The 17063-nt window shown below is 65.0% G+C and carries 13 protein-coding genes and 1 pseudogene; 7 read left to right on the forward strand and 7 right to left on the reverse strand.

The features are described 5' to 3' along the window. Nucleotides 1-209 precede the first annotated feature (209 nt). From E3U47_RS00580 to E3U47_RS00595, 4 genes are all read left to right on the forward strand, one after another. Nucleotides 210-1997, forward strand: coding sequence for a monovalent cation:proton antiporter-2 (CPA2) family protein (locus tag E3U47_RS00580; protein WP_134689002.1), 1788 nt, complete (start codon nucleotides 210-212; stop codon nucleotides 1995-1997). A 126-nt stretch (nucleotides 1998-2123) separates the two neighbouring features. Continuing rightward, nucleotides 2124-2690, forward strand: a complete 567-nt coding sequence (locus E3U47_RS00585) for a PBECR2 nuclease fold domain-containing protein (protein WP_134689003.1) — start codon at nucleotides 2124-2126, stop codon at nucleotides 2688-2690. Nucleotides 2691-3228: 538 nt separating this feature from the next. Continuing rightward, complete coding sequence (locus E3U47_RS00590) at nucleotides 3229-3513, forward strand: DUF6124 family protein (protein WP_134689004.1); 285 nt, start codon at nucleotides 3229-3231, stop codon at nucleotides 3511-3513. Nucleotides 3514-3602: 89 nt separating this feature from the next. Further along, complete coding sequence (locus tag E3U47_RS00595; RefSeq protein ID WP_134689005.1) at nucleotides 3603-4514, forward strand: LysR substrate-binding domain-containing protein; 912 nt, start codon at nucleotides 3603-3605, stop codon at nucleotides 4512-4514. Between the two features lie 32 nt (nucleotides 4515-4546). Here the strand turns inward: E3U47_RS00595 and E3U47_RS00600 are convergent, their stop codons facing one another. The 3 genes from E3U47_RS00600 to E3U47_RS00610 form a co-directional block, all read right to left on the reverse strand. Further along, nucleotides 4547-6385, reverse strand: a complete 1839-nt coding sequence (locus tag E3U47_RS00600; protein WP_167659418.1) for an amidohydrolase — start codon at nucleotides 6383-6385, stop codon at nucleotides 4547-4549. 269 nt (nucleotides 6386-6654) lie between these two features. Beyond that, nucleotides 6655-7284 (reverse strand): isochorismate family cysteine hydrolase YcaC, encoded by a 630-nt coding sequence (gene ycaC / locus E3U47_RS00605; protein ID WP_134689007.1) that lies wholly within the window; start codon nucleotides 7282-7284, stop codon nucleotides 6655-6657. A gap of 155 nt (nucleotides 7285-7439) precedes the next feature. Then, on the reverse strand, nucleotides 7440-7766 hold the full coding sequence (locus E3U47_RS00610; RefSeq protein WP_134689008.1) for a hypothetical protein: 327 nt from the start codon (nucleotides 7764-7766) through the stop codon (nucleotides 7440-7442). Nucleotides 7767-7973: 207 nt separating this feature from the next. Here E3U47_RS00610 and E3U47_RS00615 point away from each other — a divergent pair, with 207 nt between their 5' ends. Continuing rightward, nucleotides 7974-9401, forward strand: coding sequence for a mechanosensitive ion channel family protein (locus E3U47_RS00615; protein WP_134689009.1), 1428 nt, complete (start codon nucleotides 7974-7976; stop codon nucleotides 9399-9401). Nucleotides 9402-9435: 34 nt separating this feature from the next. Here the strand turns inward: E3U47_RS00615 and E3U47_RS00620 are convergent, their stop codons facing one another. Then, complete coding sequence (locus E3U47_RS00620; RefSeq protein ID WP_134689010.1) at nucleotides 9436-10722, reverse strand: FAD-binding oxidoreductase; 1287 nt, start codon at nucleotides 10720-10722, stop codon at nucleotides 9436-9438. A 143-nt stretch (nucleotides 10723-10865) separates the two neighbouring features. After that, the gene (locus E3U47_RS00625) at nucleotides 10866-12356 is read right to left on the reverse strand and encodes an aldehyde dehydrogenase family protein (protein WP_134689011.1); all 1491 of its coding nucleotides are present in this window, start codon (nucleotides 12354-12356) and stop codon (nucleotides 10866-10868) included. 135 nt (nucleotides 12357-12491) lie between these two features. On the opposite strand from E3U47_RS00625, the gene E3U47_RS00630 reads away from it, so the two are divergent. Further along, on the forward strand, nucleotides 12492-13382 hold the full coding sequence (locus E3U47_RS00630; protein WP_134689012.1) for a LysR family transcriptional regulator: 891 nt from the start codon (nucleotides 12492-12494) through the stop codon (nucleotides 13380-13382). Between the two features lie 226 nt (nucleotides 13383-13608). Next, nucleotides 13609-14994 (forward strand): VOC family protein, encoded by a 1386-nt coding sequence (locus E3U47_RS00640; RefSeq protein WP_134689014.1) that lies wholly within the window; start codon nucleotides 13609-13611, stop codon nucleotides 14992-14994. 63 nt (nucleotides 14995-15057) lie between these two features. Here the strand turns inward: E3U47_RS00640 and E3U47_RS25340 are convergent, their stop codons facing one another. Continuing rightward, nucleotides 15058-15927 carry a methyl-accepting chemotaxis protein gene (locus tag E3U47_RS25340; protein WP_372239464.1) on the reverse strand — a complete coding sequence of 290 codons (870 nt, stop codon included), beginning with the start codon at nucleotides 15925-15927 and terminating at the stop codon, nucleotides 15058-15060. Then, nucleotides 15925-16965 (reverse strand): annotated as a pseudogene (locus tag E3U47_RS25345) (Cache 3/Cache 2 fusion domain-containing protein); the annotation flags it as partial. The gene E3U47_RS25340 and the pseudogene E3U47_RS25345, both read right to left, overlap by 3 nt. Nucleotides 16966-17063: the final 98 nt, after the last annotated feature.

A 17063-nucleotide genomic window follows, 5' to 3' on the forward strand; every position in this document is an offset into this window, starting at 1 on the left:
GCAAGCGCGCTCCCACGCAGGTATCAGACCTTCGTGGGAGCGCGCTTGCCCCGCGATTGATTCAGCAAAGGTCCCACTTTCAGAACGCTGCTTCCTGTAACCCAGGAATTGCCCTGCTTCCCATCTCACCCGAAAATGCCCGCCTCTTTCATCGATGACATAAGCTGTTGCATCACACGCTGCCGCACGCAGTTCAAGGAGTCCGAGCAATGCCACACGAAGGCAGCCTGCTACAAACCGCCGTCATCTTCCTTCTCGCAGCCGTGGTCGCCGTGCCACTGGCCAAGCGCCTGCAACTGGGCGCCGTGCTCGGCTACCTGCTGGCCGGCGTGGCCATCGGCCCGCAGGCCCTGGGGCTGATCCGCGATACCGAGAGCGTCGCGCACATCTCCGAACTGGGCGTGGTGTTGCTGCTGTTCATCATCGGCCTGGAGCTTTCACCACGACGCTTGTGGCTGATGCGCAAATCGGTGTTCGGCGTCGGCACCGCGCAGGTGATCCTGACCGGCGCGGTACTGGGCGCCATCGCCCTGTTCGGCTTCAGCCAGACGCTACCCGCGGCCATCGTGCTCGGCCTTGGCCTGGCCCTGTCGTCCACCGCGCTGGGCCTGCAGAGCCTGGCCGAAAGCAAGCAGCTCAATGCGCCCCACGGTCGGCTGGCCTTCGCCATCCTGCTGTTCCAGGACATCGCCGCCATCCCGTTGATCGCCCTGGTGCCGCTGCTGGCCGCGAGCGGCCCGGACACCAGCCACGGCGACAGCCTCGAGCATGGCCTGAAGGTGTTCGCCAGCATCGCCATCGTCATCGTCGGCGGTCGCTACCTGTTGCGCCCGTTGTTCCGTATCGTCGCCCGCACCGGTTTGCCGGAAGTGTCCACCGCCACCGCGCTATTGGTGGTGATCGGTACCGCCTGGTTGATGGAGGAGGCCGGCGTGTCCATGGCCCTGGGCGCCTTCCTCGCCGGCCTGCTGCTGGCCGACTCCGAATACCGCCATGAACTGGAATCGCAGATCGAGCCGTTCAAAGGCCTGCTGCTGGGCCTGTTCTTCATCAGCGTCGGCATGGGCGCCAACCTGCGCCTGCTGCTGGAAATGCCGCTGGTACTGCTGGGCCTGACCCTGTTGTTGATCGGCGTGAAGCTTACGTTGCTGATCGGCGTCGGCCGCCTGGCCGGTGGCCTGAACAGCGCCAGCGCCCTGCGCCTGGGGATGGTGCTGGCTGCCGGCGGCGAGTTCGCCTTCGTGGTGTTCAAGCTGGGCAAGGACCAGGGCCTGTTCGACACCCAGACCTACGACCTGCTGCTGATGACCATCACCCTGTCGATGGCCCTAACGCCGCTGCTGATGCTCGGCTGCGCCCGCGCCCTGAAGCGCCCGCAACCCGCCCGCGAGGTGCCCGAGCAGTACAAGGCCATCGACGCTGGCACCCCGCGCGTGGTGATCGCCGGCATGGGCCGCATGGGCCAGATCGTCGCGCGCATCCTGCGGGCGCAGAAGATCCCGTTCATAGCCCTGGAGACCTCGGTGGACGCCATCGAGATGACCCGCATGTTCGAACAGGTGCCGGTGTTCTATGGCGACCCACTGCGCCCCGAAGTGCTGCACGCGGCCAAGGTCGGCGAGGCCGAGTATTTCATCATCACCATCGACGACCCCGAGGTGGCCATTCACACCGCGGAGCGGGCCAAGCGCCTGTACCCGCACCTGAAGGTGATCGCCCGGGCACGTAACCGTCAGCATGTGCACAAGCTGATGGACGTGGGTGCCGACCCGATTCGCGAGACGTTCTATTCCAGCCTGGAGATGAGCCGCCGCGCGCTGGTCGGGCTGGGGCTCTCCGAAGCCCAGGCGACAGACCGCATCGCCCGGTTCACCGAGCATGACGAACAGGTGCTGGAAGCCCAGGGGCAGGTCCGCGACGATCGGGCCAAGGTGATGCAGACGGCCAAGGAAGCGCGGGTGGAGCTGGAGCGGTTGTTTGCGTCGGATGAGGATTGAGGGCCAGGCGCAGGAAATACCCTACGAAACCTGTCGATGGCCCTCTGATTGTTCGAGCACACCCTGCTCCCTAGGCTGATCAGGTCGCCGCCATTACAGCGAACCTGATCGCTGCCAGGGATTTCCTTGAGCCCCTACTCTGCGTCCCCGAAGATTACCGAGAAGAAAGGTCAGAGCACTTGGCTGGACCTGCAATTACCCGATCTCAGGACCCTTGATCGGGCATGGCGTGCGCCTACCGTCGAAGAACTCATTGCAGCTGACAATCATCTCGTCGCAGTGGATTTGGTCGCGTATCACCTGGGCCTGAATACATCGTCCATGTATTCGCGGGGCATCGACACCCCTCTTGGTGTGGTCCAGATCCGCCACAGCTGCATCGCCCACATCGTCGAGAAGCGCCAGGATGCCAGAGAACGCTTTGCCAGAGTGGCGCTGGATACACTAACCGGACCATTCGAGGTATGGCGGGTCGCATACAGCAACGACACCCATAGGTTGGCGTTCATCGGCGCCTATGAATCCAAGCGGCAGATGCTGGTGATCGTTACGCTGGAGCAGGGCAAGCTGTTGTGGAATTTCATGCAATGCGATGCGAAAGCACTGAACAAGCGCCGTCACGGCGAGCTGCTGTATCAGCGCTATGAGTTTCTGCCAGGCAAAGAAAAGGGCCACTGCGAACAGTGGCCCTGAAGCGATGCTTGATATTCATATACACACCCTCAAGCCGGGGTGTGGAGGTCTCACCCTACGCTGATGATTCAGCCATCGACGGGGTTCCTACGCCAGCTATTGCCGCTGAATGGCAACTGGTTTCGCGCTCATCTGAAACGCTAACAACAGCCGCCAGGCAAGTCAACGGAAGCGGACAAATGGAATGTAGCCAGAAATGGCCGGCTAATAGCGCCAAAACGGGGGGTTCTGGCAATTTCCCACAAGCCTTGAAGAATCTTCTCACTAGGCAGCCTATAAGCCGGGAAATACTCTACGAAGTCTGTCGATTCCCGTCTGATTGTCCGGGGAAATCATGCCCTCTAGGATCTCCCGGTCGCTGTCTGTTCAGCGATCGGACGTGGAAATCCGGTTAGGGTTATTGCCTTCAATGGCAGTTGTGCGCGGGAGGCCGCCTGGCCTGCCGGGTTGACCTCTAACCGGTTTCCACCCCGCGTACGACTGCCACCCTCTGCGTGGAAACGGACGGTTGCGGTTCAACCCTTAGAGGATCACTGCAATGAAAAAAATCGTCCCCGACCCACCCCTTCCCGACACCCGCCACCACACCTTCGGCAAATGCGACGCCGGCCACCCACCGCTGTTCGCGGTCAACCCCAATATCAACGCCCACGACGCCTTGGTGCATGTCGCCGAGTACCTGCGCAGTGCCTACAACGTCGGCTACAAGGCGTTGGAGCATACGGATGAAACCGGCAGGAGCCTGCTGTGGGCCAGCCTGCATGGGATCGAGATGGCCGAGGGCCTGACCGAGGCGATGCTGGAGGGTATCGAGTCGCCCTGAGCGACATTGCCTTCAAGGGAGTTGGATGAAGGCCATCACCGCCCGGTAGACTGCGCCCCACTACCCCGGCGCGCTGTGGAGATCGCCCCTTGGAAGACCTCAACTCCCTCTACTACTTCACCCAGGTGGTCGAGCACGGTGGCTTCGCCCCGGCCGGGCGGGCGCTGGACATGCCCAAATCCAAGCTCAGCCGGCGCATCGCCGACCTCGAGGAGCGCCTCGGCGTGCGCCTGCTGCACCGCACCAGCCGGCATTGCTCGCTGACCGAGATCGGCCAGGCCTACTACAACCGCTGCCTGGCCATGCGCGTTGAGGCCGAGGGCGCTGCCGAGATCATCGAGCGCAACCGCAGCGAACCGAGGGGGCTGGTGCGCATCAGTTGCCCGACCACCCTGCTCAACTCCTGGGTCGGTCCGATGCTCACCCGCTACATGCTCAAGTACCCGCAGGTGGAGCTGTTCATCGAGAGCACCAACCGCCGCGTCGACCTGCTGCACGAGGGCTTCGACGTGGCGCTGCGGGTGCGCTTCCCGCCGCTGGAGAACACCGACATGGTGATGAAGGTGCTGAGCAACAGCACCCAGTGCCTGGTCGGGCATCCGTCGTTTCTCGAACGGCTGGCTGAAGGCTTCGACCCGCAGCAGCTCAGTGAGCTGCCCAGCGTCCATTGGGGCAGCGCCCAGCGTGAGTACCAGTGGGAGCTGTTCCAGGGCGAGGACATGAGCCGCAGCCTGGTAATCCCGCACACGCCGCGAATGGTCACCGATGATCTGTTTGCCTTGCGACACTTCGTGGTGGCAGGCGTGGGGATCGCGCACCTGCCCAGGGTGGCGGTGCGCGAGGACTTGGCGGCGGGGCGCCTGGTGGAGCTTCTGCCGGACTGGCATCCGCGATGCGGCATCGTGCATGCGATCTTCCCGTCGCGGCGCGGGCTGCTGCCGTCGGTGCGGTCGTTGATCGACCATCTGGCGGAAGAATTCGCCATCAGCGACATGGCTTAGATACAGGGGCTGCGTTGCAGCCCCAGGCCCACTCAGAACGCGAAGCAGGAACAGCCCAGCGCGCCCCAGAACCCTTGGTAATCGCTCACCGGCACACTGGAGTGCCGCGCCTTCTCATGGCTATGGGCATGCACCCCGCACGGCCCGACGCACTGGTGCAGCGCCGCCGCCATCGGTGCCCCGGCGCGCCAGTGCCCCGGTACCTTGGCCACCGGCGACCACTCGGGCAACACCGGCACCTGCGCCGGGCCCAGCTTGTCGAACTCGGCGGCGCCGTACACCACCTTGCCATCGACAACAGTGAGCACCGACTCGATGCCCTTGATCGCCTCTTCATCGACGCTGAAGAAGTCCAGCGACAACGCCGCCAAGTCCGCCAGCTGGCCGACCTTGATCTGCCCCTTCTTGCCCTGCTCGCTGGAGAACCAGGCGCTGCCGTGGGTGAACAGCTGCAGCGCGGTCTCGCGGCTAAGGCCTTCCGGATACAGTTCCAGCCCGCCGACGGTCTTGCCGCTGACCATCCAGTACAGCGACGTCCACGGGTTGTAGCTGGACACCCGGGTCGCGTCGGTCCCGGCCCCCACCGGCACGCCCATGTCGAGCATGCGCTTGATCGGCGGGGTGTGCTCGGCGGCCTTGGCGCCGTAGCGATCGACGAAGTATTCACCCTGGAAGGCCATGCGGTCCTGGATGGCGATACCCCCGCCCAGCGCCCGCACCCGCTCGATGTTCTGCGGGGTGATGGTCTCGGCATGGTCGAAGAACCATGGCAGGCCATTGAACGGAATGTCGCGGTTGACCTTCTCGAACACGTCGAGCATGCGCGAGATCGACTCGTCGTAGGTGGCGTGCAGGCGGAACGGCCAGCGCTGCTCGACCAGGTGGCGTACCACCGGCTCCAGCTCCTGCTCCATAGTCTGCGGCAGGTCCGGACGCGGTTCGAGGAAGTCCTCGAAGTCGGCGGCGGAGAACACCAGCATCTCGCCAGCACCGTTGTGGCGGAAGAAGTCATTGCCGTCGCCCGGCTTGACCTTCTGCGTCCAGTTCTTGAAGTCGATGAGCTCTTCCTTGGGCTTCTGGGTGAACAGGTTGTAGGCAATGCGCACGGTCAGCTGGTCGTTGTCGGCCAGTTCCTGGATCACCTGGTAGTCGTCCGGGTAGTTCTGGTAACCGCCGCCGGCATCGATGGCGCTGGTCAGGCCGAGGCGGTTAAGCTCGCGCATGAACTGGCGGGTAGAGTTGACCTGGTACTCCAGCGGCAGCTTCGGTCCCTTGGCCAAGGTGGCGTAGAGGATCGTGGCATTTGGCCGGGCGATGAGCATGCCGGTGGGGTTGCCGAACTTGTCACGCTGGATCTCGCCACCCGGCGGATTCGGCGTGTCCTTGGTGTAGCCCACGGCCTTGAGCGCGGCGCGGTTGAGCAAGGCGCGGTCGTACAGGTGCAGCAGGAATACCGGGGTGTCCGGCGCGGCCTGGTTGATCTCTTGCAAGGTGGGCATGCGCTTTTCGGCGAACTGGAATTCGTTCCAGCCGCCGACCACGCGCACCCACTGCGGGCTCGGCGTGCGCTCGGCCTGGTCCTTGAGCATGCGCAGGGCGTCGGCCAGGGACGGTACGCCTTCCCAACGCAGTTCGAGGTTGTAGTTCAGGCCGCCACGGATCAGGTGCAGGTGCGAGTCATTGAGGCCCGGGATGACCGTGCGCTGTTTGAGGTCGATGATCTGCGTGGCGGCGCCCTTGTGGGCCATGGCTTCGGCGTCGCTGCCCACGGCAAGGAACTTGCCGTCCTTGATGGCAACGGCACTGGCGCGGGGCTTTTCACGGTCAACGGTATGCAGCTTGCCGTTGAACAGGATGAGGTCGGCAGTCATGGCGCTTCCTTGGGTGGCGGCGTGGGCGAAACCGGCGGCGCCGGCGAAGGGCAATGCGGACCAAAGTGCGCCAGCGGCGCCGAGTACCGTGCTGGTGGCCAGAAACTGGCGGCGACTCTTGTCGTTGGGATCCTGGGACATGGCGTTCTCCCTCGAGGGCGGCAAGCGCGACTGAGCTTGCCACCGATACATGACAGAGAAGGGGGCTGGGCTGGCCGTGGAAGACTAGCAGCGGGAACAACCAGGCGCCGTTTCCGGCGCCCGGTGTCTTACTTGCCGGCGGTCAGGGCGTTGTAGCTGGTGATCAGGTTGCGGTAATCAGGGATGTGGTTGGAGAACAGCGCCGCCAGCCCTTCGACATCGTTGCGCCAGTCACGGTGCAGCTCACAGGCCACGCCGAACCAGGTCATCAACTGGGCACCGGCCTGGCTCATGCGGTCATGGGCGGCGTCGCGGGTCATTTCGTTGAAGGTGCCGGAGGCGTCGGTGACCACGAACACTTCAAACTCTTCTTCAAGGGCCGCCAGCGCCGGGAAGGCCACGCACACTTCGGTCACCACGCCGGCAATGATCAGCTGCTTCTTGCCGGTGGCCTTCACTGCCTTGACGAAATCTTCGTTGTCCCAGGCGTTGATCTGGCCGGGGCGGGCAATGTACGGGGCATCCGGGAACAGCTCCTTGAGCTCCGGCACCAGCGGGCCGTTGGGGCCTTGCTCGAAGCTGGTGGTGAGGATGGTCGGCAGGTTGAAGTACTTGGCCAGGTCGGCCAGGGCCAGCACATTGTTCTTGAAGCGGTCCGGCTCGATGTCACGGACCAGGGACAGCAGCCCGGCCTGGTGGTCGACCAGCAGTACGGCGGCGTCGTCTTTGTTCAGGCGGGTGTAAGTGAATTTGCTCATGGTCGTTGCTCCCAAAGGTGTGTGATTGTCGTTGCCATCGGTGTTTCGCGTTGATGGGCAAAGATTAGATTGATCACCTTTGAGCCGGTAGACGGCAAAAATTGGCCCTAGCGTTCTGTTTTATGAACGATAGTTTTCCCTTTACGCAGAGCCGCTCAACGGACCAGCTTCCAGACAATGTGTGAATTGCGACCACTGAGCCTGTACTCGCACCCCTGGAACAACCCCCAGATCAACGGGCCGAACGACAGGGCAAGCAACAGGGGGAACACATAAAGCCCCAGGATGAGCAATAACGAGAGCAGTTTGTGCTCGAAGGTCATGGCCAGCCTGTGGACCTCGCCCGCCCCTTCGAAGGTGTTGATGTCCAGGCCGCGCTGCCTGGCGAAGAACCAGGCATAGATCGCCAGGGCGGATGCGGACACCATCACCCCCCCGAACATGAGCAGATTGATGAGCCTGAGGGTTTCACACAATGTCATTGCTGCTCCTTGCCGGCATGCTCCACCAATTGGATGCCCCATTCGACGGAATCAGACCGGCCGCGCGCCATTGTTTCCAACTCTTCGGCATACAGCAAGAACGGCATGCCCTCGAAGCAGCCCGTTCTACGCCTCCTGCATGCCCATTGCGTGCCCCTTCAACCTGCTCTATTACTAGCCACAGCCCTCCCCCGCACCGAGACCATCATGCTGGCCTTCATCGAGTCCTCCCCGTTGTTGCTCGGCACCGCCCTGATCTTCCTCGACCTGCTGCTTTGGCACCTGATCCCATTGGAGCGCCGCGCCTGGCGCATCGCGTCGCGGCTGGCGATTTTCCTGCTGTTCAGCTGGCTCTTGCTGGCCGCGGGCATGAGCCCCCTGCAACCACCGCCCTGGGCCGACGATGTCTCGCGCAACCTGATGGCCACAGTGCTGGGGATCGGCTGGTGGCTGTTCGGCGCACGCACGGTGACGGTGGTGTTCGGCTTGTTGCTGGTGGCGCGGGGCAGCCACGGCGGGCGTCTGCTGCAGGATGTGGTCGGGGCGCTGATCTTCCTGGTCGCAGCGGTGGCGGCGGCGGCCTATGTGATGCAACTGCCGGTCAAGGGGCTGCTGGCCACCTCAGGGGTCATGGCCATCGTCATCGGCCTGGCGCTGCAGAGCACGCTGGCCGACGTGTTCTCGGGCATCGTGCTGAACACCACACGGCCCTACCAGATCGGCGACGCGATCTCGATCGACGGCACCGAGGGCAAGGTGGTTGATATCGACTGGCGGGCCACCCGGCTGATCACTGGCAACAGCAGCCTGGCGGTCATCCCCAACTCGGTGGCAGCCAAGGCCAAGATTCTCAACTTCAGCCGCCCGGCCGAGGTGCACGGGGTGTCGATCAGCGTGGTGGTGCCGGCCAAGGTGCGCCCGCAACGGGTGTTCGATGCACTGGAGAAAACCCTACAAGGCACCAGCATCCTGCTGGACAAGCCGGCGCCCAAGGTCACGGTAAAGGCTGCGACACTGGAGTCAGTGGAGTACGAGGCCAGCGGCTTCATCGCCGAGATGTCGCGCAAGACCGAAGTGCGCAACCAGTTGTTCGACCTCGCCCACCGCCACCTGGAAGCCAGCGGCGTGACCTGGAACACCGAGCTGGGCGCCCCGGTGCGCAGCCGCCAGCGCGAGCTGCTGGACGAAGTACGGGTGTTCCGCTCGCTGAGCAACGAAGAACGCGACGCCCTGAGCCAGCGCATGACCACGGTGGAATACCTCGCTGACCAGGTGATCCTCGACATTGGCGAGCGCTCGGAGCATGTGCTGCTGATCAGCCGCGGCGTGGTACTGGCGTCGGTGCGCGATGGCGAACGGCTGATCGAAGGCGGGCGCATGGGGCCTGGAGAGGTGCTGGGGCTGGAGGGATTGGTGGACGATGAGGCCTCGCCCGTGGAGTTCCGCGCCCTGAGCGGCTGCATGCTGTATCGCATCGACAAGGAACAGGTGCGCGGTTGCCTGAGCGAAAGCGGCGATGTGAAGTCGGCACTGACCAAGCTGCAACGGTTCCGGCGGCAGAAGCGCGAATCGCTGTTATTGCAGAAGCCGGCGGTGGTGAAGAAAGGCGGTTTCCTGAGCTGGCTGCATAAGTGAGCCTGTCGCGGCGCAAGTCGGGCCGCGATGGCGATTACAGCACTACCCGCAGACACTGCCCGGCGTGATACAGCGAGAACCCCGACTCGTAGAACGCCGTGCGCAACGATGGCGCGCTCACCGGCTTCATCGGCGAGAACGGGATTGGCAGGCGGTCCGGGTCATCCTTGAGCAGAAACTCCGCAAAGGCCCGGCCGATCACCGTGCCGGTGGTATTGCCACGGCCGTTGTAGCCGGTCACCGCCACCAGCCCCGGCGCCGGCTCGAACAGGCGCATCAGGTGGTCGGGGGTGAAGTCGATGCAGCCGGTCCAGTGCATTTCCCACTCCACCTTGCCCAGCTCCGGGTAGTAGTGGCTCTGGATGCGGTCGGCCCAGCTGCGCACGAACCACGCCGGCTTGTTGTCGACCCGGCCGAGGCTGCCCAGCAGCAGGCGGCCCTGGTCATCGCGGCGGATGCTGCTGAGCACGGTGCGGGTGTCCCACGAGCCCTGCCCATGGGGCAGGACCTTGTCGGCGGCGGCGCCGTGCAAGGGCTTGGAAGCCACCTGGTAGTAGTAGCCACGGAAGAACTGTTTTTGCAGGTTGCTCCAATCCCCTTCGGTGTAGGCGCCGGTGGAGATCACCACCTTGTCGGCGCGCACCGTGCCGCGCGCGGTCTTCACCTGCCAGGTGTCGCCGTCGCGCTCCAGGCCCTCGACAGCGGATTGCTGGAACAACTTGCCGCCCAGGCGCGTCACAGCGGCGGCCAGGCCTTGGGTGTAACCCATGGGGTTGATGGTGCCGGCGCGGCGGTCGAGCAGCGCGGCGGAGATCTTGTCGGTACCGCAGTATTCCTGGCAGTGCGCCCCGGTCAGCAGCTCGACATCGGCGCCGCGCCGGGTCCATTGCTGGTGGCGAGCTTCGAGGTCGGCGATGCCGGTGGCATTGTGCGCCATGTGCAGGGTGCCTTTGTGCTGGGCCTGGCAGTCGATACCTAAACGCTCGATCATGGCGAACACTTCGCCCGGTGCCTCGCCCAGTACCTTGTTCAGGCGGCTGCCTTGCTTGTGGCCGAGGGTGGCCTCGACGTCGTCGGGGCGGATCCAGGTGCCTGCATTGACCAGGCCGACGTTGCGCCCCGAGCCGCCGTGACCGATCTTCCAGGCCTCCAGCAGGATCACCGATTTACCTTGCTCCAGCAGGTGGATCGCCGCGGACAGCCCGGTGATGCCGCCGCCGATCACGCAGACGTCAGCTTTGTGCTCGCCGGCCAGGGCCTGGGCGGCGACGGTCGGCTGGGTGACGTGTTCCCACAGACATTCTTGACGCAGTTCGGACATGGCCCGGCTCCAGCGGTGTTGTTCTTGTTGGGGGCGCGTTGCGCCCCTTTCGCGGCACAAGGCCGCTCCTACACAGGCAACGCAATCTCCTGCAGGAGCGGCCTTGTGCCGCGAAACGGGGGCAGAGCCCCCGCCTGCGATCATCAGTCGAACACGATGCCCTGCGCCAGCGGCAACTCGCGCGAGTAGTTCACAGTGTTGGTCTGGCGACGCATGTAGCCTTTCCAGGCGTCGGAGCCCGACTCACGGCCACCGCCGGTCTCTTTCTCGCCACCGAACGCCCCGCCGATCTCGGCGCCGCTGGTGCCGATGTTGACGTTGGCGATGCCGCAGTCGCTGCCCGAAGCACTCTGGAAGCGCTCGGCCTCACGAATGTCGGTGGTGAAGATGCACGACGACAGGCCCTGTGGCACTTCGTTGTTCAGGCGCAGGGCCTCTTCGAAGTCGTCATAGGCCAGCACGTAGAGGATCGGCGCGAAGGTTTCGTGGCGCACCACGTCGCTCTGGGCCGGCATTTCGGCGATGGCCGGGGTCACGTAGTAGGCGTTCGGGTACTGCTCGGCCAGCTGGCGCTCGCCGCCGAACACCTGGCCGCCTTCATCGCGGGCCTTGGCCAGCGCGCCCTGCATGGCGTCGAACGACTGCTTGTCGATCAGCGGGCCGACCAGGTTGTCCTTGCGCGGATCACCGATGCGCACCTTGGCGTAGGCAGCCTTGACCCGGGCCACCACTTCATCCTTGATCGAACGGTGCACGATCAGGCGGCGCAGGGTGGTGCAGCGCTGGCCGGCAGTGCCCACGGCAGAGAACAGGATGCCGCGCACGGCCAGGTCCAGGTCTGCGCTCGGGGCGAGGATCATGGCGTTGTTGCCACCCAGCTCGAGGATGCTGCGGCCGAAGCGTGCCGCCACACGTGGGCCCACTTCCCGGCCCATGCGGGTGCTGCCGGTGGCGCTGACCAGCGGCACACGCGGGTCGTCGACCAGGGCTTCACCGGCTTCACGGCCGCCGATTACCAGCTGGCTCAGGCCGGCCGGCGCGTCGCCGAAGGCCTTGAGGGCTTTTTCGAACAGGGCCTGGCAGGCCAGGGCGGTGAGCGGGGTCTTCTCGGACGGCTTCCACACCACCGCGTTACCGGCCACCAGGGCCAGCGCGGTGTTCCAGGCCCACACGGCGACCGGGAAGTTGAAGGCGCTGATCACGCCGACCACGCCCAGCGGGTGCCAGGATTCACGCATGTGGTGGCCCGGGCGCTCGGAGGCGATGGTCAGGCCGTACAGCTGGCGCGACAGGCCGACGGCGAAGTCACAGATGTCGATCATCTCCTGCACTTCGCCCAGGCCTTCCTGGGTGATCTTGCCGGCTTCGATGGACACCAGCTCACCGAGGTCGGCCTTGTGCGCACGCAACACGTCGCCGAACAGGCGCACCAGCTCGCCGCGACGTGGCGCTGGCACGCTGCGCCAGGCTTCGAAGGCCTGCTGAGCCTGGTCGATGCGGGCAATGGTGTCGGCCTTGCCGAGCAGCTTCACCGCGGCGATCTGGCTGCCGTCGATCGGGGTGTGAACAGGGTAGTCGCCCTGGGTGTAAGCCGCGGCGGCAACGCCAAGGCGCTCGAGCAGTCCAGCAACCATTGTGCTTCTCCTTTCATCGGGTGAAGGGTTGGAAAATGACGTGGGTCAGTATTAATCCGATTACACAGGTGCAACAAACGACCTTTATTCCGCATATCATTCCGTCAGGTAATGATTTCAGCCGCCGAGACCCTTATGTCCAAACGCCTGGTTCCCTCCATGACCGCCTTGCAGTGCTTCGAGGCCGCCGCCCGCCACCTGAGCTTCACCCGCGCCGCCGAAGAGCTGCACCTGACCCAGAGCGCGGTGAGCAAGCAGGTGGCGCAGCTCGAAGAGATGCTGCGCCATCACTTGTTCCTGCGCATCCGCCGGCGCCTGCAACTGACCCCCGCCGGCGCCCTTTACCTGGCCGAGGTGAACAAGATCCTCACCCAGGTCGACATGTCCAGCCGCTACGTGCTCACCTACGGCACGCAGACCGAAGTATTGAAAGTAGCCACTCAGCCGAGTTTCGGCGTGCGCTGGTTGATCCCGCACCTCAAGGGCTTCGGCAAGCGCCACCCGAACATCCACCTGGACATCCGCAACGAGATGGAGCCGTTCGCCCTTCTGCAGGGCTCCGCCGACGTGGTGTTCTTCTACGGCCATGGGACCTGGCCGGGAGCAACTTGCCTGGAGTTGTTCGGTGAGGAGGTGGTGCCGGTGTGCGCGCCGGAGCTGCTGCAAGGGCGCACGCTGCCCGACGTGGGTGCGCTGGCGGAGCTGGTACTGCTGCAAAGCGCCTCGCGCCCGCAGGCCTGGCACGAGTGGTTCCTGGAGCAAGGGCTGCACACCGACAACAGCTACCACGGGCCGCGCTTCGACACCTTCTACATGGCCCTGAGCGCGGCGCAGGCCGGCTGTGGGGTGGCGCTGGTGCCGCGCTACCTGGTGGCCAAGGAGTTGGCCGAGGGCAGCCTGGTGCTGGCCTGGAACCATGCGATGCGCAGCAACGGCGCGTATTACCTGGCGTTTGCCGAACATGCGGCGGAGGTGCCGAAGGTGCGGGCGTTGGTGGAGTGGGTTCGCGAGCAGCTTCAGGCTTGAGATGGCTGGGGCTGCTGCGCAGCCCTTTCGCGACACAAGGCCGCTCCTACAGGGGTACGCGATCCCCTGTAGGAGCGGCCTTGTGTCGCGAAAGGGCCGCAAAGCGGCCCCATGGCCATCAAGATCGATCAAAAAAGGAATGAAACCCGCACTTTTTTTCGCTTGTACGGTAAGTCCATTCCCAGTTTTCATGTAAGCCTCCTCAACTCACCCCAGGAAGCTTGCGATGCCCGCCCACGATTTCGTCAGCCCCGACCACATCCGCGCGCAGTTCTCTGCCGCCATGTCGCTCATGTACAAGCAGGAAGTGCCGCTGTACGGCACCCTGCTCGAGCTGGTGAGCGAGATCAACCAGCAAGTCATGGCCGAACAGCCCAAGGTGGCCGAGGCCCTGCGCTGGACCGGCGAAATCGAGCGCCTCGATCAGGAGCGCCACGGCGCCATCCGCGTCGGCAACGCAGCGGAGCTGGCGACCATCGCCCGCCTGTTCGCGGTGATGGGCATGCACCCGGTCGGCTACTACGACCTGAGCTCGGCCGGGGTGCCGGTACATTCCACCGCGTTTCGCGCCGTGCACGAGCAATCCCTGCACATCAGCCCGTTTCGGGTGTTCACCTCGCTGCTGCGCCTGGAGCTGATCGACAACCCGCAACTGCGCGCACTGGCCCAGGGCATCCTCGACAAACGGCAGATCTTCACCGCCCGTGTGCTCGAACTGATCGCCCAATGCGAACGCGATGGCGGCCTGAGCGCTAGCGATGCCGAGACCTTCGTCCAGGAAGCCCTGCACACCTTCCGCTGGCACCAGGACGCCACCGTTACCGCCGAGCAGTACCAGCAACTGCACGACCAGCACCGCCTGATCGCGGATGTGGTGGCGTTCAAAGGCCCCCACATCAACCACTTGACCCCACGCACCCTGGACATCGACGCCATCCAGCTCGGCATGCCGGCCAAGGGCATTCCACCCAAGGCCGTGGTCGAAGGGCCACCCACCCGTCGCCAGCCGATCCTGCTGCGCCAGACCAGCTTCAAGGCCCTGCAGGAAAGGGTCGCTTTCAGCGATGCCCAGGGCAGCCACACGGCGCGCTTCGGCGAGATCGAACAACGCGGCGCAGCGCTGACGCCCAAGGGCCGCCAGCTGTACGACCGGCTGCTGGACACGACCCGCGCAGCCCTGGGCGGTGTGCCGGCCGAGGCCAATGCCGAACGCTACATGACCCTGCTCGCCAAGCATTTCGCTGACTTCCCAGACGACCTGGGGCAGATGCGCGAACAAGGGCTGGCCTACTTCCGCTATTTCGCCACCGACAAGGGGCTGGCGGCACGCGGGCAGCCTGGCCGCCCCACTACCTTGCAAGAGCTGATCGACGCCGGGCATGTGCATTACGAGGCGCTGGTGTACGAGGACTTCCTGCCGGTGAGCGCGGCGGGGATCTTCCAGTCCAACCTGGGCGACGAAGGCCAGGCCGACTATGGCAGCAATGCCAATCGGGATGCCTTCGAGGCAGCGCTGGGGCTGATGGTGCAGGACGAACTGGCGTTGTATGCCCAGAGCGAGCGCCGCTCATTGCAAGCGTGTGCGCAGGCGTTGGGGCTGTCGGCCCTGTAAACGTCATCGCGGGCAAGCCCGCTCCCACAGGGTCGGTGGGAGCGGGCTTGCCCCGCGAAAGTCTTAGCGGCCCACTCGGAACCGATCCACTTCCTGACGCAACTGCCCCGCCAGTCCTTCCAGTTCGCGGGCCGTCGTGGCCAGCTCATTGGCCACATCTCGCTGCTCACTGTTGGCCTGGGCGATGCTCTGCAGGTTGCGGCTGAGCACTGTCGCGGTGCTGCTCTGCTCCTGGGTCGCGGTGCTGATCACGGCGAACTGCTCGCCCGCCGCCCTGCTCTGCTCGTCGATCCGCGCCAGTGCCTCGGCCACTTTGTCGTTGCGCGCCAGGCCCTCCTGCATCAGCTGGTTGCCCTGCTCCAGGGTGTTGATGGCATGCCCGGTCTGCTGCTGGATGCTGGCGATCATCCCGGAAATCTCGTCGGTGGCCTGGCGGGTACGCGCGGCCAGGCCGCGCACCTCGTCGGCGACCACGGCAAAACCACGGCCCTGCTCCCCTGCCCGCGCCGCCTCGATGGCCGCGTTGAGCGCCAACAGGTTGGTCTGCTCGGCGATGGCGGTGATCACGCCGACAATCCCGCCAATCTCCTGGGACCGCGCGCCCAGGGTGTCCATCACCGCGGCGGTGCCGCCCAGCGCGTCGGCGATCTGCTTGAGCGAGGCCGACGCTTCGTCCATGGCACCGCGACCAATACGGGTCTGCTGGGCATTGTCGCGGGCCATGCGCTCGGTACCGGCCATGTTGTCGGCGATGTTCATCGAGGTGGCGCTGAACTCCTCCACCGCGCCGGCCATGCTGGTGATCTCGCCGGACTGCTGGTCCATGCCCTCGCAAGCCCCGGACGACAAGCCGGACAACGAACGAGCACGGTCACTGACCTGGTCGGAGGCGCCGCGGATATGCTCGACCATGGTCGCCAGGGCCTCGCCCATCTGATTGAAGCTGCGCGCCAGCTGACCAATCTCGTCGTGGCTGGTGACGCTCAGGCGGGCATTCAGGTCGCCAGCGCCTAGGGCTTCGGCCTGGCGCACCAGCTCGCCCAGCGGGCGCAGCTTGCGGCGCAGCAGCCAGAGCGTGGCGGCGACGGCCAGGAGCATGGCCAGCAGACTGCCGATGGCCAGGCGCAGGCCGACACTCCAGGTCACTTCGCGGATTTCCGCCTTGGGCATGCTCGCCACCACGGTCCATGGGCCTTCGGCGAACGGCGCGCTGACACTGAACAGGTCCCGGTCGGCATTGGCCGGGGGCACCAGCCATTGGCCCTGGTCGTCACGAATGGCCAAGGAGCCGGTCTGGCCGATGCGGAAGCGCTTGAGGTTGGCGAACTGGGCGTTCTGCGCATCGGTGTAGTCGAAGCCGACGAACAGCACGGCGATGACCCGGCCGCTACCATCGCGCACTGGCACGTAGCGGCTCATGTAGTTGCGCTCGAACAGCACCGCGCGGCCAACGTACATCTGCCCGGCCAGCAACTTGGCATAGGCCGGGTGCTGGCGGTCCAGCTGGGTGCCGATGGCGCGGTTGCCATCCTGCTTCTTCAGGTTGGTGCTGATGCGCACGAAATCGTCGCCGCTGCGCACGAACAGCGTCGCGATCCCGGCCGTCATCTGCTGGAATTCATCGACCACCTGGAAGTCGTTGTTCAACAGCCGCTCGCCCAGGTACAGGGCTGGCGTGGCCTGGCCTGCCACCTGCACGGTCTCGCCGGCGTGCAGCGCCAGGCCGGTGGCGAAGCGGCGCTCGAACAGGCCGCTCAGGCGTTGGGTGTTGTCCTTGAGCGAACCGTGGAAGGTGTCGAGCTGGTCGGCCAGCAGCCGCGCCTCGCTGGCCAAGTGTTCCTGGCGGGTGGCGAGGTTGGCGTCGTCCAGCGAACGCAGGGCGAACAAGGTACTGCCGGTGATCACCAGCGCCAGCACGATGGCGAGGGCGATGCCGAGCTGCGAGGCGATGCGGGCACGCGGTTGAGACATGGAAAAGCTCCTGGCAAGAGGCCGGGATCATCCTGATCACGCTGACCGCCCGCTTCCAATCGACGGGTAATCGCGCCCTCTTCCGGGACGCTGGTGCA

The sequence above is a fragment of the Pseudomonas sp. RIT623 genome (assembly GCF_004519305.1).
Classification (GTDB): Bacteria; Pseudomonadota; Gammaproteobacteria; order Pseudomonadales; family Pseudomonadaceae; genus Aquipseudomonas.